23 protein-coding genes are annotated in these 23,481 nt (G+C 65.3%); 10 read left to right on the top strand and 13 right to left on the bottom strand.

Annotation, left to right across the window (positions count from 1 at the left end; genetic code table 11):
• Nucleotides 1–131 precede the first annotated feature (131 nt).
• From GGQ99_RS13365 to GGQ99_RS13340, 6 genes are all read left to right on the top strand, one after another.
• Nucleotides 132–221, top strand: coding sequence for a K(+)-transporting ATPase subunit F (locus GGQ99_RS13365; RefSeq protein WP_183262925.1), 90 nt, complete (start codon nucleotides 132–134; stop codon nucleotides 219–221).
• Nucleotides 222–255: 34 nt separating this feature from the next.
• The gene (gene kdpA, locus GGQ99_RS13360) at nucleotides 256–1,959 is read left to right on the top strand and encodes a potassium-transporting ATPase subunit KdpA (protein WP_183262924.1); all 1,704 of its coding nucleotides are present in this window, start codon (nucleotides 256–258) and stop codon (nucleotides 1,957–1,959) included.
• A 37-nt stretch (nucleotides 1,960–1,996) separates the two neighbouring features.
• Entirely contained in the window at nucleotides 1,997–4,069 is a 2,073-nt protein-coding gene (gene kdpB, locus GGQ99_RS13355) for a potassium-transporting ATPase subunit KdpB (protein ID WP_183262923.1), read from the top strand.
• Nucleotides 4,070–4,082: 13 nt separating this feature from the next.
• Nucleotides 4,083–4,652 carry a potassium-transporting ATPase subunit KdpC gene (gene kdpC / locus GGQ99_RS13350; protein WP_183262922.1) on the top strand — a complete coding sequence of 190 codons (570 nt, stop codon included), beginning with the start codon at nucleotides 4,083–4,085 and terminating at the stop codon, nucleotides 4,650–4,652.
• Nucleotides 4,653–4,715: 63 nt separating this feature from the next.
• A complete protein-coding gene (locus tag GGQ99_RS13345) occupies nucleotides 4,716–7,439 on the top strand; it encodes a sensor histidine kinase (RefSeq protein ID WP_183262921.1) in 2,724 nt (907 codons plus the stop codon).
• Nucleotides 7,436–8,128, top strand: coding sequence for a response regulator transcription factor (locus tag GGQ99_RS13340; RefSeq protein ID WP_183262920.1), 693 nt, complete (start codon nucleotides 7,436–7,438; stop codon nucleotides 8,126–8,128). Before GGQ99_RS13345 ends, GGQ99_RS13340 begins: the two co-directional genes overlap by 4 nt.
• 22 nt (nucleotides 8,129–8,150) lie before the next feature.
• Here the strand turns inward: GGQ99_RS13340 and map are convergent, their stop codons facing one another.
• The 3 genes from map to gyrB all read right to left on the bottom strand — a co-directional run bounded on the left by map (nucleotide 8,151) and on the right by gyrB (nucleotide 11,702).
• On the bottom strand, nucleotides 8,151–8,927 hold the full coding sequence (gene map, locus GGQ99_RS13335) for a type I methionyl aminopeptidase (protein ID WP_108605479.1): 777 nt from the start codon (nucleotides 8,925–8,927) through the stop codon (nucleotides 8,151–8,153).
• On the bottom strand, nucleotides 8,924–9,133 hold the full coding sequence (locus GGQ99_RS13330) for a ParD-like family protein (RefSeq protein ID WP_108605478.1): 210 nt from the start codon (nucleotides 9,131–9,133) through the stop codon (nucleotides 8,924–8,926). The genes map and GGQ99_RS13330 overlap by 4 nt, the downstream gene beginning before the upstream one ends.
• 121 nt (nucleotides 9,134–9,254) lie before the next feature.
• Nucleotides 9,255–11,702: a DNA topoisomerase (ATP-hydrolyzing) subunit B gene (gene gyrB / locus GGQ99_RS13325; protein ID WP_108605477.1), complete on the bottom strand. Its 2,448-nt coding sequence runs from the start codon at nucleotides 11,700–11,702 to the stop codon at nucleotides 9,255–9,257.
• Nucleotides 11,703–12,080: 378 nt separating this feature from the next.
• Between gyrB and GGQ99_RS13320 the strand changes: the two genes are divergently transcribed.
• Nucleotides 12,081–13,916, top strand: coding sequence for a PAS domain-containing sensor histidine kinase (locus GGQ99_RS13320; RefSeq protein WP_183262919.1), 1,836 nt, complete (start codon nucleotides 12,081–12,083; stop codon nucleotides 13,914–13,916).
• A gap of 21 nt (nucleotides 13,917–13,937) precedes the next feature.
• On the opposite strand, the gene GGQ99_RS13315 is transcribed toward GGQ99_RS13320, so the two are convergent.
• Together GGQ99_RS13315 and GGQ99_RS13310 are read right to left on the bottom strand one after the other, a co-directional pair.
• Entirely contained in the window at nucleotides 13,938–14,372 is a 435-nt protein-coding gene (locus GGQ99_RS13315) for a response regulator (RefSeq protein ID WP_108605475.1), read from the bottom strand.
• Between the two features lie 138 nt (nucleotides 14,373–14,510).
• Nucleotides 14,511–15,080: an NADPH-dependent FMN reductase gene (locus GGQ99_RS13310; protein ID WP_183262918.1), complete on the bottom strand. Its 570-nt coding sequence runs from the start codon at nucleotides 15,078–15,080 to the stop codon at nucleotides 14,511–14,513.
• 178 nt (nucleotides 15,081–15,258) lie between these two features.
• Between GGQ99_RS13310 and GGQ99_RS13305 the strand changes: the two genes are divergently transcribed.
• Nucleotides 15,259–16,629 carry a cytochrome P450 gene (locus GGQ99_RS13305; protein ID WP_183262917.1) on the top strand — a complete coding sequence of 457 codons (1,371 nt, stop codon included), beginning with the start codon at nucleotides 15,259–15,261 and terminating at the stop codon, nucleotides 16,627–16,629.
• On the opposite strand, the gene GGQ99_RS13300 is transcribed toward GGQ99_RS13305, so the two are convergent.
• Nucleotides 16,626–17,453 carry a cyclase family protein gene (locus tag GGQ99_RS13300; protein ID WP_183262916.1) on the bottom strand — a complete coding sequence of 276 codons (828 nt, stop codon included), beginning with the start codon at nucleotides 17,451–17,453 and terminating at the stop codon, nucleotides 16,626–16,628. The genes GGQ99_RS13305 and GGQ99_RS13300 overlap by 4 nt on opposite strands.
• A gap of 204 nt (nucleotides 17,454–17,657) precedes the next feature.
• Here GGQ99_RS13300 and GGQ99_RS13295 point away from each other — a divergent pair, with 204 nt between their 5' ends.
• On the top strand, nucleotides 17,658–17,942 hold the full coding sequence (locus tag GGQ99_RS13295; RefSeq protein WP_183262915.1) for an acylphosphatase: 285 nt from the start codon (nucleotides 17,658–17,660) through the stop codon (nucleotides 17,940–17,942).
• A 27-nt stretch (nucleotides 17,943–17,969) separates the two neighbouring features.
• On the opposite strand, the gene GGQ99_RS13290 is transcribed toward GGQ99_RS13295, so the two are convergent.
• The 4 genes from GGQ99_RS13290 to GGQ99_RS13275 all read right to left on the bottom strand — a co-directional run bounded on the left by GGQ99_RS13290 (nucleotide 17,970) and on the right by GGQ99_RS13275 (nucleotide 20,254).
• Entirely contained in the window at nucleotides 17,970–18,200 is a 231-nt protein-coding gene (locus tag GGQ99_RS13290) for a DUF3297 family protein (protein ID WP_108609548.1), read from the bottom strand.
• A gap of 114 nt (nucleotides 18,201–18,314) precedes the next feature.
• Complete coding sequence (locus GGQ99_RS13285) at nucleotides 18,315–18,686, bottom strand: YraN family protein (protein ID WP_183262914.1); 372 nt, start codon at nucleotides 18,684–18,686, stop codon at nucleotides 18,315–18,317.
• The gene (gene rsmI / locus GGQ99_RS13280; protein WP_183262913.1) at nucleotides 18,679–19,578 is read right to left on the bottom strand and encodes a 16S rRNA (cytidine(1402)-2'-O)-methyltransferase; all 900 of its coding nucleotides are present in this window, start codon (nucleotides 19,576–19,578) and stop codon (nucleotides 18,679–18,681) included. Before rsmI ends, GGQ99_RS13285 begins: the two co-directional genes overlap by 8 nt.
• A gap of 238 nt (nucleotides 19,579–19,816) precedes the next feature.
• Complete coding sequence (locus GGQ99_RS13275) at nucleotides 19,817–20,254, bottom strand: EamA family transporter (RefSeq protein ID WP_183262912.1); 438 nt, start codon at nucleotides 20,252–20,254, stop codon at nucleotides 19,817–19,819.
• A 101-nt stretch (nucleotides 20,255–20,355) separates the two neighbouring features.
• Here GGQ99_RS13275 and GGQ99_RS13270 point away from each other — a divergent pair, with 101 nt between their 5' ends.
• Nucleotides 20,356–20,835: a GNAT family N-acetyltransferase gene (locus GGQ99_RS13270; RefSeq protein WP_183262911.1), complete on the top strand. Its 480-nt coding sequence runs from the start codon at nucleotides 20,356–20,358 to the stop codon at nucleotides 20,833–20,835.
• A 421-nt stretch (nucleotides 20,836–21,256) separates the two neighbouring features.
• On the opposite strand, the gene hemW is transcribed toward GGQ99_RS13270, so the two are convergent.
• The 3 genes from hemW to GGQ99_RS13255 are packed head-to-tail and all read right to left on the bottom strand — an operon-like array spanning nucleotide 21,257 to nucleotide 23,480.
• Nucleotides 21,257–22,423, bottom strand: a complete 1,167-nt coding sequence (gene hemW / locus GGQ99_RS13265) for a radical SAM family heme chaperone HemW (protein WP_183262910.1) — start codon at nucleotides 22,421–22,423, stop codon at nucleotides 21,257–21,259.
• Nucleotides 22,423–23,070, bottom strand: coding sequence for an RdgB/HAM1 family non-canonical purine NTP pyrophosphatase (rdgB, locus tag GGQ99_RS13260; RefSeq protein ID WP_183262909.1), 648 nt, complete (start codon nucleotides 23,068–23,070; stop codon nucleotides 22,423–22,425). Before rdgB ends, hemW begins: the two co-directional genes overlap by 1 nt.
• The gene (locus GGQ99_RS13255) at nucleotides 23,070–23,480 is read right to left on the bottom strand and encodes a VOC family protein (protein ID WP_183262908.1); all 411 of its coding nucleotides are present in this window, start codon (nucleotides 23,478–23,480) and stop codon (nucleotides 23,070–23,072) included. Before GGQ99_RS13255 ends, rdgB begins: the two co-directional genes overlap by 1 nt.
• Nucleotide 23,481: the final 1 nt, after the last annotated feature.

The raw sequence follows: 23,481 nt of genomic DNA, 5'->3' as shown, positions 1-23,481 counted from the left end.
CCCGGCCTGCCGGGACGATTTCAGGAAAGGATTCCGGAGATGGACATCTTCGTACTCGCCATAGGCGTCGTCTTCTTCGCCATGTGCTTCGCCTACGTCAAAGCCTGCGACATCCTCTGAAGGAGCGTCCGATGTTGTTCGACTACATCCTCGGCGGTGCAGTGACCGTGTTCCTGCTCGCCTACCTGACCTACGCGCTCGTCCGCCCCGAACGGTTCTGAAGACCGTCCCGCGCATGTTCGGAAAGCTTTTCTCATGACCATCAATGGCTGGCTACAGATCCTCGTTTTTTGCGGGGTCGTCGTTTTGCTCGTGAAGCCGCTCGGCGGCTACATGTACCGCGTCTTCAGCGGCGAGCGCACTTTCCTCACCCCCGTCCTCGTCCCGGTCGAGCGCCTGCTCTACGGCCTTGCCGGCACCAGCGAGCGCGAGGACCAGCACTGGACCGGCTATGCCGCGGCCATGCTCGCCTTCAACGTTGCCGGCTTCCTGCTGCTCTACCTGTTGCAGCGCGTGCAGGGCGACCTGCCGTTCAACCCGGCGGCCATGGGCGCGGTGCCGCCTGAACTCTCGTTCAACACCGCCGTCAGCTTCGTCACCAACACCAACTGGCAGAACTACGGCGGCGAAAGCACCATGTCCTACCTGGTGCAGATGGCCGGCCTGACGGTGCAGAACTTCGTCTCGGCGGCCACCGGCATCGCCATCGGCATGGCGTTGATCCGCGGCTTCGCCCGCGCCTCGGGCAAGTCGATCGGCAATTTCTGGGTCGATCTGACCCGCGCCACGTTCTACGTGCTCCTGCCGCTGTGCATCGCGCTGACGCTCGCCTATGTCTGGCTCGGCGTGCCGCAGACGATCGGCGCCTACGTCACCGCAGCGACCGTCGAGGGTGCCCAGCAGACCATCGCCGTCGGCCCGGTCGCCTCGCAGCTCGCCATCAAGATGCTCGGCACCAATGGCGGCGGCTTCTTCAACGCCAACTCGGCGCATCCGTTCGAAAACCCCGACGCCATCTCCAACTTCATCCAGATGGTTTCGATCTTCGCGCTGGGTGCTGCCCTCACCAACGTCTTCGGCCGCATGGTCGGCAACCAGCGCCAGGGCTGGGCGATCCTCGCCACCATGGGCATCCTGTTCGTCGCCGGCGTCGCCGTCACCTATTGGGCCGAGGCTGCCGGCAACCCGCTCGTCCATGCCCTCGGCATCGACGGTGGCAACATGGAAGGCAAGGAAGTCCGTTTCGGCATCGTCCTGTCGTCGCTCTTCGCCGTGGTCACCACTGCCGCATCCTGCGGCGCGGTCAACGCCATGCACGGCTCCTTCACCGCGCTCGGCGGCTTGATCCCGCTCATCAACATGGAGCTCGGCGAAGTCATCGTCGGCGGCGTCGGCGCAGGCTTCTACGGCATCCTGATGTTTGTCATCATCGCCATCTTCGTCGCCGGCCTGATGGTTGGCCGCACGCCGGAGTATCTCGGCAAGAAGATCGAGGCCAAGGAGGTCAAGATGGCCGTGCTCGCCATCCTGTGCCTGCCGCTCGCCATGCTCGGCTTCACGGCCATCGCCGTGCTGATCCCCAGTGCGGTGGCCTCGGTCGGCACGCCCGGTCCGCACGGTTTCTCCGAGATCCTCTATGCCTACACCTCGGGCGCGGCCAACAATGGCTCGGCCTTCGGCGGCCTCACCGGCAACACGCCCTGGTACAACATCACCATCGGCCTCGCCATGCTGATGGGCCGCTTCCTGGTCATCATCCCGGCGCTTGCCATTGCCGGCTCGCTGGTCGCCAAGAAGACCGTTCCCGCCTCGGCCGGCACCTTCCCGACCGACAGCACGCTGTTCGTCGGCCTGCTCGCCGGCGTCATCCTGATCGTCGGCGGCCTGACCTTCTTCCCGGCGCTTGCCGTCGGCCCGATCGTCGAGCACCTCGCCATGATCGTTGGCCAGACCTTCTGATGCAGCGCCGCAAAACGAAAGAATTGGAGTCTCTCACATGAGCACCCACAAATCCGCGAGCCTGCTCGACGCTCGCATCCTTCTTCCGGCGATCGGCGATGCCTTCAGGAAGCTCGACCCGCGCAGCCTGGCCAGGAACCCGGTCATGTTCGTCGTCGCCGTCGTCACGGCGCTGACCACCGTGCTGTTCCTTAAGGACCTGGCCACCGGCGCCGGCGGCCTCGGCTTCTCGTTCCAGATCATCCTCTGGCTCTGGTTCACCGTTCTGTTCGCCAACTTCGCCGAGGCTGTCGCCGAAGGCCGTGGCAAGGCCCAGGCCGACTCGCTGCGCAAGGCGCGCACCGAAACCCAGGCCAAGCTGCTCGAGGGCGAAAGCCGCACCGCCTGGAAGATGGTGCCGGGAACGGCCCTCAAGGTCGGCCAGGTCGTCCTGGTCGAAGCCGGTGACATTATCCCCTCCGATGGCGAAGTCATCGAGGGCGTCGCTTCGGTCAACGAGGCCGCCATCACCGGCGAATCCGCACCAGTCATCCGCGAATCCGGCGGCGACCGCTCGGCCGTGACAGGCGGCACGCAGGTGCTGTCCGACTGGATCCGCGTCCGCATCACCGCCGCTGCCGGCTCGACCTTCCTCGACCGCATGATCTCACTGGTGGAAGGTGCCGAGCGCCAGAAGACGCCGAACGAAATCGCGCTCAACATCCTGCTCGCCGGCATGACGCTGATCTTCGTGCTCGCCGTCGCCACCATCCCGAGCTTTGCCACCTATGCCGGCGGCTACATCCCGGTCATCGTGCTGGTCGCGCTGTTCGTCACGCTGATCCCCACCACCATCGGCGCGCTGCTGTCGGCCATCGGCATCGCCGGCATGGACCGTCTCGTCCGCTTCAACGTGCTGGCCATGTCGGGCCGCGCCGTCGAGGCCGCAGGCGACGTCGATACGCTGCTGCTCGACAAGACCGGCACCATCACCCTTGGCAACCGCCAGGCCACCGAGTTCCGCCCGGTCAAGGGCGTCACCGAGCAGGAACTGGCAGATGCCGCCCAGCTCGCCTCGCTCGCCGACGAGACCCCCGAGGGTCGCTCCATCGTCGTGCTGGCCAAGGAGCGCTACGGCATCCGCGCTCGCGACATGGGCTCGCTGCACGCGCATTTTGTGCCCTTCACCGCCCAGAGCCGGATGAGCGGCGTCGATTTCGACGGCTCCTCCATCCGCAAGGGCGCGGTGGATTCGGTGCTCGCCCATGTGAAGTCGATCGCGGCATCGGCTTCCGGCACGCCTGCCGATAGCGAGGCGGTGCGCAACATCCAGGCGATCTCGGACGAGATCGCCAAGCTCGGCGGCACGCCGCTGGCCGTCGTCCGCGATGCGCGCCTGCTCGGCGTCATCTACCTCAAGGACATCGTCAAGGGCGGCATCAAGGAACGCTTCACCGAGCTGCGCCGCATGGGCATCCGCACCGTCATGATCACCGGCGACAACCCGATGACGGCTGCTGCCATTGCCGCCGAGGCCGGCGTCGACGACTTCCTCGCCCAGGCGACGCCTGAGAACAAGCTCAGCCTGATCCGCGAGGAACAGGCCAAGGGCAAGCTGGTGGCGATGTGCGGCGACGGCACCAACGATGCCCCCGCCCTTGCCCAGGCCGACGTCGGCGTGGCCATGAACACCGGCACGGTCGCTGCGCGCGAGGCCGGCAACATGGTCGACCTTGACTCGGACCCGACCAAGCTCATCGAGATCGTCGAGATCGGCAAGCAGCTGCTGATGACCCGCGGCGCTCTCACCACCTTTTCGATCGCCAACGACATCGCCAAGTATTTCGCCATCATCCCGGCGATGTTCCTGGCCTTCTACCCGCAGCTCGGCGCGCTCAACATCATGGGGCTTACCACCCCGCAGAGTGCCATCCTGTCGGCCATCATCTTCAACGCGCTGATCATCGTCGCGCTCATCCCGCTGTCGCTGCGCGGCGTGAAATACCGCGCCGTCGGTGCCGCAGCCCTGCTCCGCCGCAACATGCTGGTCTACGGCCTCGGCGGCATCGTCGTGCCCTTCATCGGCATCAAGGCCATCGACATGGCGATCACCGCCATCGGCCTCGTGTAAAAGGATAGTCTTCATGTTGAAGCAAATCAGACCCGCGCTCGTCATGATCCTGGCGCTAACCGCCATCACCGGCCTTGCCTATCCGCTCGGCATGACCGGCATCGCCCAGGCGCTGTTCCCTAGGCAGGCCAACGGCAGCCTGATCGAAAAGGATGGCGCGGTGATAGGCTCCGAGCTGATCGGCCAGGCCTTCGTCGGCGAGCACTACTTCCATGGTCGCCCCTCGGCCGCCGGCGACGGCTACAATGCCGCCGCCTCATCCGGTTCGAACCTCGGACCGACCAGCGCCAAGCTGATCGACCGCATCAAGGCCGAGGCCGAAAAGCTGAAGCAGACCGATCCCGGCGCACCGCTGCCCATCGAGATGGTCACCACCTCGGGCAGCGGCCTCGATCCGCACATCTCGCCGGAGGCGGCCTATTTCCAGCTTGCCCGCGTCGCCAAGGCGCGGGGCGCCGATGCGGCCTTCGTCCGCAACCTCGTCGACCAGCATGTGGAGGGCCGCGAGCTGGGCTTCATGGGTGAGCCGGTGGTCAATGTGCTCAAGTTGAATTTGGCACTCGACGCTGCGATTGCGCCCTGACAAGGTCGCGCCGGAGTTCTAACACTGTAAGAACTCCGGCGCGCATAGCGATACAAAGAATAGATGCCAGACGACATCAGAGACAAGGAGGGCAGGCCTTCGCCGGACGCGCTGCTGGAGACAGCCGAGCGTGAAGGACGCGGCCGTCTCAAGATATTCCTCGGCGCCGCACCTGGTGTCGGCAAGACCTACGAGATGCTGATGTCGGGCCGCGCCCGGCTTGCCGATGGCACCGACGTCGTCATCGGCGTCGTCGAGACCCACGGCCGCAGGGAAACCCAGGCGCTGGTCGAGGGCTTCGAGATCGTCCCGCGCAAGGCGGTCGACTACAAGGGCCGCTCCCTTGAGGAAATGGACCTCGACGCCATCATCGCCCGCCACCCCGCGTTGGTGCTGGTCGACGAACTTGCTCACACCAACGCCCCCGGCAGCCGCCATCCCAAGCGGTACCTCGACGTCCAGGAAATCCTCGGTCGGGGCATCGACGTCTACACCACGCTCAACATCCAGCATGTCGAGAGCCTTAACGACATCGTCGCGCAGATCACCCGCGTCATCGTGCGCGAGACGGTGCCTGATCTGATTATCGACCGCGCCGACGATGTCGAGATCATCGACCTCACGCCCGACGACCTGATCAAGCGCCTGCACGAAGGTAAGGTCTATGTCCCGACCACGGCGCGCCGCGCCATCGAGAATTACTTCTCGCCCGGCAACCTGACGGCACTGCGCGAACTCGCGTTGCGCCGCACCGCCCAGCGCGTCGACGAGCAGTTGCTCACCCACATGCAGGCTCACGCCATCGAAGGACCGTGGGCGGCGGGCGACCGCGTGCTGGTTGCCGTCGACGAGCACCCGCGCAGCGCTTCGCTTGTTCGTTACGCCCGCCGCCAGGCCGATCGCCTGCGTTGTCCCTGGGCTGCCCTCCATGTCGAGACGTCGCGCTCGGCCAACCTGCCCGATGCCGACAAGGACCGGCTCGCCGCCACCATGCGCCTTGCCGAACAGCTCGGCGGCGAGGCGGTCACCATTCCCGGCCAGGCAGTCGCCGAAGACATCGTCCGCCATGCCGGCACCCACAACTTCACCCACATCGTCGTTGGCAGGCCGGGTAAGTCGCGCTGGCGCGAATATTTCGAGGGCTCGGTCACCCACGACCTGATCCGCCAGGCCGGCAACATCTCCGTCCACGTCGCCTCGGGCACGGATCAGGATGCGGCCCTCGCCTCGCAGGGCGTCAAGACCGCCGCCCCGCGCCGCAGCTTCAACCTGTGGCCCTACTTCATCGCGACGCTGCATGTCACCGGCGCGCTGGTGGTCGGCTTCCTGCTCGACCAGTTCCTCGACGTCCGTTCCATTGCACTCGTCTTCCTGATGGCGGTGCTGACCTCTGCCGTGACGCTCGGCCTGTGGCCGGCGCTGTTTGCCTCGCTGCTCAGCGCCGGCACCTACAACTTCTTCTTCCTGACGCCGCTCTACACGCTCGACATCGGCGATCCCGAGAGCGTGGTCGCATTCCTGTTTTTCCTCATTGTTGCTGTCATCGCTTCCAACCTGACCGGCCGCGTCCAGCGCCAGGCCGCCGCCGCGCGTGAACGTGCGCGCATGACCGAGGACCTCTACCTTTTCGCAAAGAAGCTCGCCGGCACAGGCACGCTCGACGACGTGCTCTGGGCCACCGCCTTCCAGATCGCCTCGATGCTCAAGGTCCGCGTAGTCCTGCTCCTGCCCGAGGATGGCAGCATCGCCGTCAAGGCCGGCTATCCGCCCGACGATACGCTTGTCGACGCCGACATCGCCGCAGCCAAATGGGCCTGGGAGCACAACCGCGCCGCCGGCCGCGGCGCCGACACCTTGCCAGGCGCCAAGCGCCTCTATTTGCCGCTGCGTACCGGGCGCATGGCGGTCGGTGTCGTCGGCCTCGACAACGACCGCCAGGGTCCGTTGCTGACGCCGGAACAGCAGCGTCTGTTCGACGCGCTGGCCGACCAGGCAGCGGTTGCCATCGAGCGCATCCAGCTCGTCGCCGATGTCGATCGGGCCCGGCTCGCCGTCGAGGCCGACCGGCTGCGCTCGGCGCTGCTCACCTCGATCTCGCACGACCTCAAGACGCCGCTCGCCGGTATCATGGGCGCGGCAGGCGCGCTGCGCGAGTTCGGCACCTCGTTGCCGGAGGAGGGCAGGGCGGAGCTCGTCACGACCGTGCTCGACGAGTCAGAACGTCTCAATCGATTCATCGCCAACCTGCTCGACATGACCAAGCTCGAGTCGGGCGCCATGGAGCCCAACTACGCGCTGCACTATGCCGGCGACATCGTCGGTTCGGCCTTGCGCCGCGCTGTCAAGATTACCGCCCAGCACAAGACCGAAGTCGACATGCCGGCCGATTTGCCGATGCTGAAGCTCGACCCGGTGCTGTTCGAACAGGTGCTGTTCAACCTGCTCGACAATGCCGCGAAATATGCCCCCGAGGGTTCGCTGATCCGCATCCGCGGCTGGGCCGACGGCACTTCGGTCGCGATCCAGATGATGGATGAGGGCCCCGGCATCCCGCAGGCGGATCTCGAACGCATTTTCGATACGTTCTACCGCGTCCGCAAGGGCGACCACGTTCGCGCCGGCACCGGGCTTGGCCTGTCGATCTGCCGTGGTTTCGTCGAGGCGATGGGCGGCACCATCGTTGCCTCCAACAGGGCCGATCGCCCCGGCGCGGTCTTCACCATCACCATGCCGGTGCCGGCCGAGCGGCCAAGCCTGGACGGACCGAACATGGATGGAATTGCATGACCAGCGCTTCGGTGAAGATCCTGATCGTCGATGACGAGCCGCCGATCCGCAAGCTGTTGCGCGTCGGCCTCGGTACCCAAGGCTATGCCATCAGCGAGGCGCCGAATGGCAAGACGGCGATGGCGTTGGTCAAGGAGGAAAAGCCGGATCTCATCCTGCTCGACCTTGGCTTGCCCGACATGGCCGGCCACGACCTGCTCGCCGCCTGGCGGGCGGAGGGGCTTGCGGTGCCCGTCATCATCCTGTCGAGCCGAACCGACGAGGCTGGCATCGTCAAGGCGCTGGAACTCGGCGCCGACGACTATGTCTCGAAACCCTTCGGCATGAACGAGTTGGCCGCGCGCATCCGCACCGCGCTTCGCCACCGGTTGCAGCAGCAGGGCGAAAAGCCGGTGTTCCAGACCGGCGAGTTGTCGGTCGACTTGGTCAAGCGCATCGTCAGGCTGGCCGGGCAGGAGGTGAAGCTGTCGCCCAAGGAATACGACATCCTGCGCGTGCTCGTGCAGCACGCCGGCAAGGTTTTGACTCACCGCTTCCTGCTCGAACACGTCTGGGGCGGTTCGGCCGACGTGCAGTATCTCAGGGTCTATGTCCGGCAACTGCGCCAGAAGATCGAAAAGACCCCCGACGAGCCGCAATTCATCACCACCGAGACCGGTGTTGGCTACCGGCTGCGCGAAGCCGATTGAGGCAACGGCGAGGGCTCCGCCGTCAGGGCAAAGCCGAACGCTGCATTTCGTCGGGCCGCAGCGTTAGCACCGACACGCCTGACGCCGTCACCGCAACCGTGTGCTCGAACTGCGCTGAAAGCGACCCGTCCCGCGTCACCACGGTCCAGCCGTCGTCCTCGGTCCGCACGCTGCGCCGGCCGCGATTGAGCATCGGCTCGATGGTGAACACCATGCCCTCGCGCAGCGTGAGCCCGGTGCCCGGCTTGCCGTAGTGCAGGACCTCGGGCTTCTCGTGCATCTCCCGGCCAATGCCGTGGCCGCAAAAGTCGCGCACCACCGAATAGCCGTTGCGCTTGGCATGACGTTCGATCGCCCAGCCGATGTCCCCGAGCGTGGCGCCGGGGCGAACCGCCCTGATGCCCTGCCACAGCGCCTCTTGGGTGATCTCGACCAGCCTCCGGGCGGCCGGGTGCACCTCGCCGACGAGATAGGTCTTGCTGGAATCGGCGATGTAGCCGTTCTTCTCCAGCGTGATGTCGAGATTGATGATGTCGCCGTTCTTGAGCACGTCCGATTGCGACGGAATGCCGTGGCAGACCACCTCGTTGATCGACGAATTCAGCACGAAGCCATAGCCGTACTGGCCCTTGCTCGCAGGGCGGGCCTGCAGGTCGTCGACGATGAAACGCTCGACCATGTCGTTGATCTCGAGCGTCGACCTCCCTTCGAGCGGGGTGCGATCCAAAAGCGCGAACACAGACGCCAGAAGCCTGCCGGACTCGGCCAGCAACAGCAGTTCCTCGGGCTGCTTGGTCATGCGGTCGCAGCCAGGGACTGGGCCGACACGCCCGCGGAAATCAGCTCGCGCTCCATGATCTCGTTGAAGCTCAGCGTCGGATTGGTCTCGCACAGCATGCCGACCTTGATCCAGAAGCCGGCCTGCGCGTTGATCGAGCGGCACGACACCTTGCTCGCCCGGCGCAGCTGCTCGTGCAGCTCATCGTCGATGTTCACAATGCCCATGGCGGTTCCCCATATACGATTCATATACATAACGTATATGGAGAAGCCAAGCCCTGAAAACATGATCGCCCCCTCCGCTGAACGAAGGGGGCGAAATGAGCCTGCTTGGAAAAATCTGCGGTCAAACGTCCAGGTTGGCCACGCTCAGCGCGTTCTCCTGGATGAAGTCGCGGCGCGGTTCGACCTCGTCGCCCATCAGGCGTGCGAACAGCGCATCGGCGTCGGTGGCGTCGTTGACCTTCACCTGCAGCAGCGAGCGCACGTTCGGATCGAGCGTGGTTTCCCACAGCTGCTCGGCGTTCATTTCGCCCAGGCCCTTGTAGCGCTGCATGGTCAGGCCCTTGCGGCCCGAAGCGAACACCGCGTTCAGCAGCGCCAGCGGTCCCGCCAGGGCTTCCGAGGTTTCCTTGCGGCGCAGCACTGGCGGCTGGGCATAAAGCTCGGTGAGACGACCGGCATATCGGTCGAGCGCACGCGCGTCGGCCGAGTTGATCAGCGCCATGTCGAGATGCACGCTCTCCTTGACGCTGCGCAGCGTGCGTTCGAACACATAGCCGCCGGAGCCGTCATTGTCGGTCGAGATGTGGCCGGTCCAGCCGCGCTCGATGTCCTCCGAAATCAGGTCGAGGCGCTGGGCGATCGTTTCGGCCATCGCCTTGGCGCGGCCGAGGTCGTTGAAGATGTCTGGATTGAGCGCGCCGGCAATCGCCGCCTGCTCGACCACCGGGCGCGAGTAGCGGGTGTGCAGGCCGTCGATCAGCGTGCGCACCCCGAGCGCGTCTGCCACCGCCGCGCGCAGGTCCTGGCCGGTCCGCACTTCACCCGACGACAGCGTCAGCGAGGCCTCGTCGAGGCCGACGTCGACAAGATAGGCCTCGAAGGCACTTTCGTCCTTGAGGTACTGCGAACTCTTTCCGCGCATCACCTTGTAGAGCGGCGGCTGGGCGATATAGAGGTGCCCGCGCTCGATCAACTCCGGCATCTGGCGGAAGAAGAACGTCAACAGCAGCGTACGGATGTGGGCGCCGTCGACGTCGGCGTCGGTCATGATGATGATCTTGTGGTAGCGCAGCTTGTCGGCGTTGAACTCGTCCTTGCCGATCGACGTGCCCAGCGCGGTGATCAGCGTGCCGATCATTTCCGACGACAGCATGCGGTCGAAGCGCGCGCGCTCGACGTTGAGGATCTTGCCACGCAGCGGCAGGATCGCCTGGTTCTGGCGCGAGCGTCCGCTCTTGGCCGAGCCGCCGGCGGAGTCACCCTCGACGATGAAGATTTCCGACTTGGCTGGATCGCGCTCCTGGCAGTCGGCGAGCTTGCCGGGCAGCGAGGTGATGTCGAGCACGCCCTTGCGGCGGGTCAGCTCGCGCGCCTTGCGGGCGGCTTCGCGTGCCGCGGCGGCTTCCACCACCTTGGCGATCAGCGTCTTGGCTTCTGCCGGGTGTTCCTCGAACCAGGTGCCGAGCGCCTCGTTGACCAGGCTCTCCACCACCGGGCGGACTTCCGACGAAACCAGCTTGTCCTTGGTCTGCGACGAGAACTTCGGATCGGGAACCTTGACCGAAAGCACCGCCGTCAGGCCCTCGCGGGTGTCGTCGGCGGTAATCGATACCTTTTCTTTCTTGGCGATACCCGAGGTTTCGGCGTAGCCGGTCACCTGGCGCGTCAGCGCGCCGCGGAAGCCGGCCAGATGGGTGCCGCCGTCGCGCTGCGGGATGTTGTTGGTGAAGGCCAGCACGTTCTCGTGGTAGCTGTCGTTCCACCACATCGCCACCTCGACGGTGATGCCGTCGCGCTCCGCCCTGATCGCGATCGGAGCGCCGATGAGCGGCTTCTTGGCACGGTCGAGATACTTCACGAACTCGATCAGGCCACCGTCATAAAGCAGTTCCTGGCTCTTGATGTCGGCGTGGCGCTTGTCGGACAACAGGATGCGGACACCCGAATTCAGGAAGGCGAGCTCGCGCAGCCGGTGCTCCAGCGTGCCGAAGTCGAATTCGGTCATGGTGAATGTTTCGGACGAGGGCAGGAACGTCACCTCGGTGCCGGTCTCGTCGCCGGCAACGCCCGTCACCTTCAGCGGCGCATCGGCATTGCCATGCGTGAAGCTCATCTCGTGGATCTGGCCCTTGCGGCGGATCTTGAGCTTCAGCCAGACCGACAGCGCGTTGACGACGGACACGCCGACGCCATGCAGGCCGCCCGAAACCTTGTAGGAATTCTGGTCGAACTTACCGCCGGCATGCAGCTGCGTCATGATGACCTCAGCCGCCGAGATGCCTTCGCCGGTGTGGATATCGGTAGGAATGCCGCGGCCGTTGTCGGTCACGGTCACCGAACCATCGGGATTGAGCGACACCGTGACCAGCGTCGCGTGGCCGGCCAGCGCCTCGTCGATGGCGTTGTCGACGACCTCGTAGACCATGTGGTGCAGGCCCGAGCCGTCATCGGTGTCACCGATATACATGCCCGGACGCTTGCGGACCGCATCCAACCCCTTCAAAACCTTGATGGAATCTGCGCCGTACTCGGCTTCGGCGCCGGGAAGGTTCTCGGACTGGTCGCTCATGAAAAACTTTCGTCTGACTGCCGCAGGAGGACGCGGCAGAATCGGCCCCGAATCGCACGTCCGTTGATCCCCAGATATAGGGGTTAAGTGTGGTTTTTCCAAGTTTTACGGGCCTGTTCGGCGTGGATAACGGCGCACGCCGGGGTGCTCCCGGCATGCCCATGGAGCGATGTTCTTGCGCCTCGAATTGCCGCCTGTTTGGAACTTCTGGCCGGCAGGTCTGTTGATGTCGGTCGTTTTGTGATCCTAACTGCCGGCCGCCACTTGTTTTCATCGTACGGCCCTCGTTTTTTAACTGAGAATTGCGCCCGCCCTATGCCAACAACCCTTCCGTCAAGAGCTGATTCCGCGGGTCTTCACCCCACCCTCGAGGGGGAGATGAACGGCCGCATCGCCGCATTGGATTGGGCTGCCACGCCGCTCGGCCCGATCAGCTCGTGGCCGGCCGTCATCCGCATGAGCGTCCGCATCATGCTGTCGTCGGCGGTGCCGATGTGTCTGATGGTCGGACGCGAAGGCATCATGATCTACAACGACGCCTACGCCCCGATCGCCGCGGGCCGACATCCCGCCTGCTTGGGCAGCTCCGTCTTCGAAAGCTGGCCCGAGGTTGCGGAGTTCAACCGCGCCGTCGTGGCGAAGGTCCTCGAAGGCGACACAGTTACCTTCGAGGACCAGGAGTTCGTGTTCCGTCGCAACGGTCTGCCCGAACGCGTCTGGCTCGACCTCGACTACAGTCCGTTGCTGGACGACGACGGCAGCGCGGTTGCAGCACTCGCCATCCTCGCCGAGACGACCAAGCGTGTCCGCGCTGAAAAGGCGCTTGCCCGCAGCGAGGAGCGGTTGTCGTTGGCGCTGGCGGCCTCGGGCATCGTCGGCGCGTGGGACATGGACATCTCCAGCCGTTGGATCACCGCCGATGCGCGTTTCGCCCAGATGTTCGATATCGACGTCGCCGATGCCGAGCGCGGCATTCCACAGGCACGCTTCCTTGAACGGATCCACGAAGCCGACCGCGACCGGGTGCTGAAAGCCATCGAACAGGCAATTGCCGAACGCGGCGAACTCAGCGTCGAGTACCGCCTCCCAGGTGCAGACGGCGCGTTGCGCTGGGTATTGGCCACCGGCCGGGTGGTCGGCGATGCGGAAGGTGGCGAGCGCCTGCCCGGCGTCGTCATCGACATCACCGAGCGCAAGGCGTTCGAGGCCGCGCTCGCGGCAAGCGAAGCCGGCTTCCGCACGCTTGCCGACACCATGCCGCAGATGGTCTGGTCGACGCGGCCCGACGGCCATCACGACTACTACAACGCCCGCTGGTACGATTTCACCGGCATGGCGGAAGGGACGACCGACGGTGCCGGCTGGAACGGCATGTTCCATCCCGACGACCAGGAGCGGGCCTGGAACCTCTGGCATCACTGCCTGGCAACGGGCGAGCCCTACCAGATCGAGTACCGCCTGCGGCACCACAGCGGCGAGTATCGCTGGACCCTCGGACGCGCCCTGCCAATCCGCAACAAGGCCGGTGATATCATCCGCTGGTTCGGCACCTGCACCGACATCCACGAAACAAAGCTGGTCGCCGAGGAGCGCGAGGTGGTTGCGCACGAGCTCAGCCACCGCATCAAGAACATCTTTTCGGTCCTCAACGGCATTATCGGCCTGTCGGCGCGTTCCTATCCCGATCTCAAGCCGCTAGCCGACGAATTGCGCCAGCGCATCGTCGCCATGGGCAAGGCGCATGATTTCGTCAGGCCGCACAGCGCGGCCTCCCGTCCGATCGCCAACAATTCGTCGCTGCAGGCGCTGGTTACGCTTCTGCTCGCGCCGCATGTCGGCGCCGATGGCGGCCGGTTTGCCTTCGAAGGCGACGATGCCATCATCGACGATGCGGCGGCCACGCCGCTGGCCCTGCTCATCCACGAACTCGCCACCAACGCTGCCAAATATGGTGCGCTCGCCAGCCCCGGCGGCCGGGTCGTGCTGAGTTCGGCCGAATCCGGCGACGATTACCGCCTGGTCTGGAAGGAGACCGGCGGGCGGCCGTTGGAAGGCGACCCGCAAGCCGAAGGCTTTGGTAGCCGCCTGGTCAAGCTCAGCGTCGAAGGCCAGCTCGGCGGCAAGCTCGAGCGCAACTGGCAACGAGACGGCCTTGAGGTGTCGATAGTCGTGCCTAAGAGCCAGCTCAGCCGTTCGTCGACACTGCGCCGCTGATGCAGGCAGCCGGTGCCGCTATCAGGGTTCGTCGGTAAGCTGGACGTTTGAATTGTCGGCGAAAAGCCTAAGCCGCACCGGTGGCTCGGCAGGGAGACTATGGCGCCGCGCTACCGCATAGGCGATCGCCTGCCGCAATTCCTCGTCGATGACAGGTTTCGGCATCACCCCGATCGTGCCGGGAATACCGTCGCCCAACTGCGAGGGATTGGCGGTCATGTAGAGCACCGTCACCCCGAACTGCTCGGCCAGGACGCGCCCGACATGCGACCCCGTCGGTCCGTCGCGGAGATTGAGGTCGACAAGCGCGACCTCGGCCATATGCGCGAGGTCGAGCGCCGCCGCGGCGTCCATGGCGATGCCGACGGGGTGATGCCCCAGTTCTTCGAGTACGCTTTCGATTTCGGTGGCGACGAAGATCTCGTCCTCGACCACCATCACTTTGCAGTTCGTCATTTTCCTACACGTGGGTTCCTGTTGGCTTTTGACCTGAGGGGCCAACGACCATGGCTGCAATAGGTTGCATTCTAGTTGCTGGAATCTGGTGCAGCGGCAGTTTGTCGCCCGCCTTTTCGGTCGGGCGACAAGGTTCGATCAGGCCGCACGCAACGGCTTCAGCGCTTCGCTCCAGCGGAACAGCTCTTCGAGCATCGTCTTGGCGCTGTCGTCGATCAGCGCGTTCGACTTGAACTCGCCATTCTCGTCAAGGTGCTGGGTGAAGGCCGGGATCGCGATTGCCTCGGGGATCGGCATGATCTTGACCGAGGTCAACAGCAGTTTTTCCGACTGCACGGCGCGCAGGCCGGCCGAAACGCCACCATAGCTCAGGAAGCTCGCCGGCTTGTAGTTCCATTCGCGGGACAGATAGTCGATAGCGTTCACCAGAGCCGGAGCGGCGAAGTAGTTGTACTCGGGCGTCACGAACACGAAAGCGTCGGCGGGCTTGATCGCCTCGGACCACTGCCTGGTGTGCTCGTTCTCGTACTGGCCGAGGCGCGGGTGCTTGGGTTCGTCGAAGATCGGCAGCCCGAAGGCGTCGATGTCGGTGATCACGGGGTCGAACTTGCCGTGCTCGCGTGCAAACGCTTCGAGCCAGCGGGCGAAAACGGGGCCGACGCGACCGGGGCGGGTGCTGGCCACGACGATATTGAGCTGGTGTTTCAAGATTTCAGTCCTTGGTGGGCAGGTATCAAATGGTGACCTGCGGAGATAGTCGCCTAGACCCTCCAGTGACAAGAAGGCACCTTTTGGTAACCGGTCACATCTGGGTCATCTTGCGGCTCGGTCGCATGGACGCATGCCTCTGCCGCACCTACATTGGGCGGGTGAGGCAGAAAATCTGATGGATACCAGACCGGAACCCTTCGTCCCGCCGGCGCCGATACCGCGCACCAAGCCGCCGTCGACGCTGGAGATGATGCGCATCGTCTACCGCAACCCGCTCGAACTGTGGGGCGAGCCCTCCTACAACGAGCCGTGGATTTCAGTGTCGGGCGTCGGCGGCCCGCTGGTCATCGCCAACGATCCCGGTCTCATCCGCCACGTGCTGGTCGACAACGCCAAGAACTACAAGATGGCGACCGTGCGCCAGATGATCCTCAGGCCGATCCTGCGCGACGGCCTGCTGACCGCCGAAGGCGACGTCTGGAAGCGCTCGCGCAAGGCCATGGCGCCGGTCTTCACGCCGCGTCACATCTTCGGCTTCGCCCAGCCGATGCTCGCCCGCACGCTCGATTTCGTCAAACGCTACGAGGATGCCACCGGTACGGTCGATGTCGCCCAGGACATGACCATGCTGACCTACGAGATCCTGGCCGAGACGCTGTTTTCGGGCGAGATCGCCGGCGAGGCCGGCAGCTTCGCCCATGAGATCGACCGGCTGTTCGAGACCATGGGCCGGGTCGATCCGCTCGACCTGTTGCGCGCGCCTCAATGGCTGCCGCGCCTCACCCGCATCCGCGGCCGCAAGACCATGGCCTATTTCCGCAAGATCGTCACCGACACGGTGGCGATGAGGAGCGACAGGCTGGCCCGCGATCCCGCTGGCGTGCCGCAGGATTTCCTCACCCTGTTGCTGCGCGCAGAAGGCCCGGACGGATTGTCGCGACAAGAGATCGAGGACAACATCATCACCTTCATCGGCGCCGGCCACGAGACCACGGCGCGCGCGCTTGGCTGGACCATCTATTGCCTTGCCGAAGCCACCTGGGAGCGCGACCGCGTCGAGCAGGAAATCGACGAAGTGCTGGCCCGCGAACCCGACCCGGTGAAGTGGCTCGACGCCATGCCTTACACCCGCGCTGTCTTCGAGGAAGCGCTCAGGCTCTACCCGCCGGCGCCTTCGATCAACCGCGAACCCATCGCCGACGACGATTACAAGGGGCTGAAAATCCCCAGGAAAGCCCAGGTGCTGGTCATGCCCTGGACGGTCCACCGCCACCGCAAGCTGTGGGACCGCCCCAACGCCTTCATGCCGGAGCGCTTCCATCCCGAGAACAGGGACAAGATCGACCGCTACCAGTACCTGCCGTTCGGCGCCGGTCCGCGCGTCTGCATCGGCATGAGCTTTGCCATGCAGGAGGCGATCATCGCCCTCGCCATTCTGCTCTCCCGCTTCCGCTTCGACACCGTCGCCGAAACCAAGCCCTGGCCGGTGCAGAAACTCACCACCCAGCCGCAAGGCGGCCTGCCGATGCGGGTCACTCGCCGCTAGACTAGCGCGAAGACGCGGGCCGGGCCACCGGTGCCGCCGCGCACCTTGGGCGCGCCGACCACGATGGTCGCGCCCTTGGCGGGCAGCTTGTCGAGATTGGCAACGCCCTCGATGCCGTAGCGCCCGGCCGGCAGCCAGGTGTTGTGCACGGCGAAGTCGGGCGAAGGGCCATGGTCGAGCGACAGGGTGTCGACCGTGATCGCCTTGACCGTCGGCTTCTCGAGCAACAGCTGCGCCGTCTCGACATGAAAGCCCGGGAAATGCAGCGTCTTGCCGTCGGCGCTGACATTGCGGAACTTCTCGGTCGCGACATGCGCGCCCCAGCCCGACAGCAGCGCCACCACGGCGCCCTCCGGCAGTTCGCCATTTGCAGCCTCCCACGCCTTGATGTCATCGGGCGTCAGCTGCGCGTCGGGGTTGTCAGCCGCCTTGGTGCGGATGTCGACCACGACAAGCGGCGCGATCAGGTCCTCGACCGGCAATTCCGCCACGGACTTTCCGTCGGCGCTGAAATGCAGGGGCGCGTCGATATGCGTGCCGGTGTGCTCGCTCACCCGCCATTCGTTCAGGTTGAACGTGTCCTTGGCATGGCTGAATTTCTGCTCGATGAACAGCTGTTGTCCGCCAAAATAGGTCGGAAACTGTTCCCACAGTTCATGGGTCAGGTCTTCGGCCTTGTGCGGCGGTTCGGCAGCGAATAGCGGCCTCGGCGGCAGGGCCGAGGCAAGCGCTGCGGCCCCGGCGGCGGTGATGGCTCCCTTGAACAGGCTGCGGCGGCTCAGCATGCCGCTCTTGACGGATTCGATGACGCAGTGATGGCACATGATCTCCTCCTGGGGTTGGGCGGGAGAGTGTGTGCCTGCACTGGCGCAGCGGCAAGTGGTGCGCTTTGCACCTGATTCTGTCGCTGTAGAAAAGCGTTTCGCGGAAGTTTCGAACGCCGAAACCGGCTGCCAGCCGGGCAGGGCGGCGTATACTGAGGTGCCAAGGGCGTGGCGGAAAACCGCCGCGCCGGTCAGGAGGCCCGAATGCCAGCTCCGTCCCGCGCGCTTCTTGTCCGCATCGCTGGCCACGTCCAGGGCGTCAGCTTCCGCGTCTGGACACAGCGCGAGGCCCAGCGCCTCGGCCTGCGCGGCTGGGTGCGCAACGAGCGCGACGGTTCGGTCAACGCTTTGATATCAGGCCCGGACGAAGCGGTGGCGTCGATGCTGGACGCGTTTTGGCAGGGGCCGCGCGGCGCCGATGTCCGAAGCGTCGTGCCGGAGCCGGCCGATCCGTCGGGCGTGCCGGCCGGCTTCGACATCACCGGCTGACAACTCGTCAGGAGCGAACCGAGCGCCTTACGGCTTGGGGAACGGCTCCACCGTGCCCTTGAGCTTGATGGTGATCGGCTCGCCGAAGCGATCCTTCGACTTGCCGGCCGGCACGCGGATCCAGCCTTCGCTGACGCAATATTCGCTGACGTCCTGGCGCTCTTTGCCGTTGAACAGGATACCGACGCCCTGCTCCAGCGCTTCCGCGTTGAAATAGGGGCTGCGCGGGTCGTTGCTCAGGCGGTCGGGAAGGGTCATCGATATCTCCAGTATTTCAAGGCGTCCATGCCGACGCGAAACGCGATTGCCCGCGCCACGGCAGGCTTTGCGAGCGCTGTTAAGGGCATTGGCCATCGGGGTAAAGACCCGCGCTCAATTCCGTCCCTGGAATGCGTTCTCGACATGCACCGGCCAGCGCCTCGGCAGCACCGCCACCATGTCGAAGCGCACCGAAAGTTTTCCATAGTCCGGCTGCCGCGCCAGCCACAGGTCGGCAGCGCCTTCGATGCGGCGCTCCGAGCCATAGGCCACGGCCTCCATCGCCTCGATCAACGTCTTGCGCGCTTTCACTTCGACGATCAGCACAAGGTCGCCACGCCTCGCGATCAGGTCGATCTCGCCGAGCTTGGTCCTGTAGCGCCGGGCGACGATGCGATAGCCCTTGAGCATCAGCGCGAGCGCAGCCAGCCATTCGCCGCGATGACCGCGGCCCAGTGCCTTCTGCCGGGCGAGCCGGTCAGTCACCGGCCCCTTCCTTGAGTTCCAGCAGCCGGCGGTAGAGCACGGGCTTCTGCTGCCCGGTCATGCGCGCGGCTTCCGCCGCCGCCTTCGACGCCGGCATCTCCTTGGCCAGCGAAACCAGCAGCTTGTCGATGTCTTCCACCGTCTCGGTCCGCTCCTCGGGCGGTGCCACGCAGATGACGACCTCGCCCTTCGGCGTGTCGGCCTCGGCATAATGCGCGGCGAGTTCCGCCAGCGTGCCGGTGCGGATTTCCTCGAAGGCCTTGGTCAGCTCGCGGCCGATCGCCGCCTGGCGCGTGCCGAGCACCTCAGTCATCGCTTCCAGCGTGTCTGCCAGCCGGCGCGGCGATTCGAAGAAGATCAGCGTGCCGGGCACGGCTTTTACCTCACCCAGGCGCGTCCGCTTCTGCCCGTCCTTCACCGGCAGGAAGCCGGCGAAGAAGAACGCATCCGAAGGCAGGCCCGAGGCGGTCAGCGCCGCCAGCACCGCCGAAGCTCCGGGGATCGGCACCACGCGGATGCCGTGCGCCTGCGCCTGCTCGACCAGCCGGAAGCCGGGATCGGAGACCAGCGGCGTGCCGGCATCAGACACCAGCGCCACGCTGCGGCCATTCTCCAGCGCCTCGATCAGCCGTGGCCCTGCCTCGGTGGCGTTATGTTCGTGATAGGCGCTCGGCCGCTGGCGGATGCCGTAGCGGTCGAGCAGCACGCGGGTCACCCGCGTGTCCTCGCAGGCGACATGGTCGGCGCCGGCCAGCGTTTCCAGCGCGCGCAGCGTGATGTCGCCGAGATTGCCGATTGGCGTCGCCACCAGATACAGCGCCGGATCGAGCGGCCGTGCCGCGATCTCGGTCTGCCCGATCACAAAAACCCGCTTGTTGTCGCCCGTCTGCACTCAACCCCGCTCGCCGCCCGGTTCAGGAATGGACGGCTTTCGCCCTGTTTGGCACGACGCGCCCCGGCTTGCAAAACATGTGATCGTTTCTGCCTTGGCTTTGCCACAGTGCGGGGCAGAAATCGCGGCCGCGGATCGGAACAGAGATTCGCGGAAAACGGCAAAAGCACCGGCCATGCCCCATCGCTTCGACGCCTTCATCTCCCGTCTCGACGCCGCCACCAAGGCAGCCCCGCCGTCACGACCTGGTGGCGACCAGAACCGCGCCCGCCGCGATCAGCGCGACGCCGAGCCAGTTCGCCGCGCTAAGTCGCTCGCCAAGGAAAATGACGCCAAACACCGCGACAAGAACGACGCTTAGCTTGTCGATCGGCGCCACCTGCGCCGCATTGCCCAGCTTCAGCGCGCGGAAATAGCACAGCCACGACGCCCCGGTCGCCAGCCCCGACAGGATCAGGAACGTGTAGGTCTTGGCCGAAATCGTGCCCAGCGCCTGCGCCTGGCCGGTGGCGGTCACGATGCCCGCCAGCACCAGCAGGATCACCACGGTGCGGATCAGCGTGGCGAAATCCGAATTGACGTTCTCAATGCCGACCTTGGCGAAGATCGCCGTCAGTGCGGCGAAAACCGCGGAAAGCATCGCCCAGAATTGCCAGGTAGAGAATGCCGTAGTCATGTCTGGCTCCGTGAATGTCATCTGTTGGCCGCTGGAAAGTTGCTTGTTTGCCTTGTAGCAGTCGCCGGCTTTCCGAAAGTCCCAAAAAAGCAGCAGGCACGATGACGAACGCCCAGGTCCAGCCCTATTCCATCTCCGATCTTCGCGACAGGCCGGAATTCGCCGCCGAGGTCGCCGACCGCATCTGGAATGCGTGGTGGCGCGCCGACGGCCACCAGCTCGCCTTCATCCAGGGACTGGTGGAAGAGAATTTTGCCTCGACCGGGCTGCCGCGGGCGCTCGTCGCTCATCGTGGCGATACCTTCCTCGGCACAGCCCACCTGATCGACAACGATCTCGAATCGCGGCCGCAATATGCGCCATGGGTGGCGGCCGTCTGGGTCGATGAAGCCGCCAGGAAATCCGGCATCGGCGCAGCCCTTGTGCAGACCGGTGCAGAGGCAGCGTTCGAGCAGGGTTTCGACACCGTCTATCTCTGCGCCAAGCCGGCGGTTTCCGCCTTCTACGAAAAGATGGGCTGGCAACGCATCGAGGAAGGCGTCGAAGGCCTCAACGTGTTTTCTATGGAGAGGAAGGCCTGAGCGCAGGCTGGAAGTTGGATCGTTGTTGGCTCAGCGGTGTTGGCGTGGCTTTGTCGGCTTCGCGCTGGACAGAAAGGCATTCTGAACCGCCGAGGCCGGCCGTTCAGTCACGGCATGGATCCCCAGGTCTGCGCAGTTCGCTACGCTCCTGCTCCGCCCGAGGATGACGAGGGGAGGCTTCGCGCCGCTAATCGTGGACGCTGGAGATCGAGAATACCTACAACAACTGGTCCAATTGGTGGCACCTGTGCCACCGTTGGGGATTGGCGGTGACGCTCCCACAGCTTCGTCATCCTCGGGCGGAGCAGGAGCGTAGCGAACTGCGCAGACCCGGGGATCCATGCCGTGACGTTGAAGCCGGCACCTCGGTCAAATGCTATCACGCTTGCTACCGCACCACGCCCAACGACAAGACCGGCCGCTACCGCGCCAAATCCGCCACCACCGCATCCAGCACGATCATGCCCTCAGGCGTGGCGCGCAGGCGCGAATTGCCGATCGGCGCGACCAACCCTTCGCCCTGCAGGATCGACAGCCGCGCCGAAGATAGCGACTTGCCGGAAAGCTGCTCGTAGCGGGCGAGGTCGATGCCCTCGACCAGCCGCAAGCCCATCAGCAGGAACTCGTCGGCCTCTTCGGAGCGGTTCAGCGTCTCGCCGCCGGTGATGCCGTGGCCCTTCTGCTCAACCAGTTCGGCCCAGCGTTCCGGCATCTTCTCGGCGATGGTGACGATGCGCCTGCCGTCCTCGATGAAGCGCCCATGCGCGCCCGGGCCGACGCCGACATATTCGCCGTAGCGCCAGTAGGTCAGGTTATGCCGGCTTTCGGCGCCCGGCATGGCGTGGTTGGAAATCTCATAGGCCGGCAGGCCATGCGCCGCCGTGACATCCTGCGTGATCGCATACAGTTCGGCGGCGTGCTCGCCGTCGGGGATCTCGAACTTGCCGGCACTGTAGAGCTGGAAGAAGCGCGTGCCTTCCTCGATCGTCAGCTGGTACAGCGACAGGTGGTCGACGGCATAGCCGATCGCCTGCTTCAGCTCCGCCGCCCACGCATCCGGCTTCTGGCCGGGCCGGGCATAGATCAGGTCGAACGACAGGCGCGGGAAGATCTCGCGCGCCAGGCCGATGGCGTGCAGCGCCTCCTCGACGTTGTGCAACCGTCCGAGGAAGCGCAAATCGGCATCGTTCAGCGCCTGCACGCCGAGAGACACCCGGTTGACGCCGGCGGCTCGATAGCCACGGAAGCGCTCGGCCTCCACCGAAGACGGGTTGGCCTCCAGCGTGATCTCGGCGTTGCCTGAAATCGTCCAGTTGGCGGCGATTGCCTCGAGCACCGCGCCCACCGTTTCGGGCCGCATCAGCGACGGCGTGCCGCCACCCAGGAAAATGCTCGTCACCTCGCGCGGGCCGGTGCGGGCGCGCATGGTCGCAAGCTCGGTGGCGAAGGCGCGCGCAAAACGCTCCTGGTCCACCGGCTGGTGGCGGACATGACTGTTGAAGTCGCAGTAGGGGCACTTGGCCGCGCAGAACGGCCAGTGCACATAGACGCCGAAGCCGGGGTCGCGGCTGAGCGACGCAAATGCCATCAGGCCGAACCGAGCTTGGCGCGGGCGAATTTCTGGAAGGCGCGGGCGCGGTGCGACAGCGCCTCGGCCTGGCCGGGCTTCCAGCCGTGCTTTTCGTCGGCGCTCATCTCGCCAAAGGTCTTGTCGAAGCCTTCTGGCAGGAACACCGGGTCGTAGCCAAAGCCCTTTTCGCCACGCGGCGGCCACACCAGCGTGCCCTCGGCCTCGCCGCGGAAATATTCGGCGTGGCCGTCGGGCCATGCCAGGCAGATGACGGCGACGAAGCGGCCGCTGCGCTGGTCCGGGCTGGCCGCGCCGCGCTCCTGCATGGCGTCTTCGGTGCGCTGCATGGCCATGGCAAAGTCGCGCGTGCCGTTAGGCTTCTCGGCCCAGTTGGCGGTGTAGACGCCCGGTGCGCCGTCGAGCGCATCGACCACGAGGCCGGAATCGTCCGACAGCGCCGGCAGTTCCGTCGCGGTCGCCGCTGCCAGCGCCTTGATGTAGGCGTTCTGCTCGAAGGTCGTGCCGGTTTCGTCGGGCTCGGGCAGGCCATATTCCTTGGCCGACTTCGCCTCGAAGCCGAACGGCGCCATCAGGTCGGCGAATTCACGCAGCTTGCCGGCATTGTGGCTGGCGATCACGATCTTCTTGTCGGCGAGTTCGCGCATCAGATACCCCATATTTTCGGTTCGGCGATCTCCAGCGAATTGCCTGATGGATCGCGGAAATAGATGGAGCGGCCGCCGTTTGGCCACTCGAAATCGGCTTCGATGGCGATGCCCTTGCCTTCGAGCCGCACCTTCCAGTCTTCGATTTCGTCAGCCGTGCCGGCAAAGCACAGATGTCCCTGGCCCGACGTTCCGTGCGGCGGCACCGGCAGCCTGGCGTCCGGCTTTGGCGGTTGCCGCGTCGCGTCCGCGTTGAACAGGAGCAACACCCCCTGGCCACAGCGGAAAAACACATGCCGCCCCGGCACCTTGGCGATCCGCTCCAGCCCCATCACCTCGCCGTAGAACGTCTCCGCGGCATCGAGGTCGGCGACGTAGAGGGCGGATTCGAGGATGGCCGAGGGCTGCATG

The sequence above is a fragment of the Aminobacter niigataensis genome, assembly GCF_014200015.1.
Classification (GTDB): Bacteria; Pseudomonadota; Alphaproteobacteria; order Rhizobiales; family Rhizobiaceae; genus Aminobacter; species Aminobacter niigataensis.
Note: the sequence above shows the minus strand (reverse complement) of the source record. Positions and strands in the feature narration are given on the sequence as shown.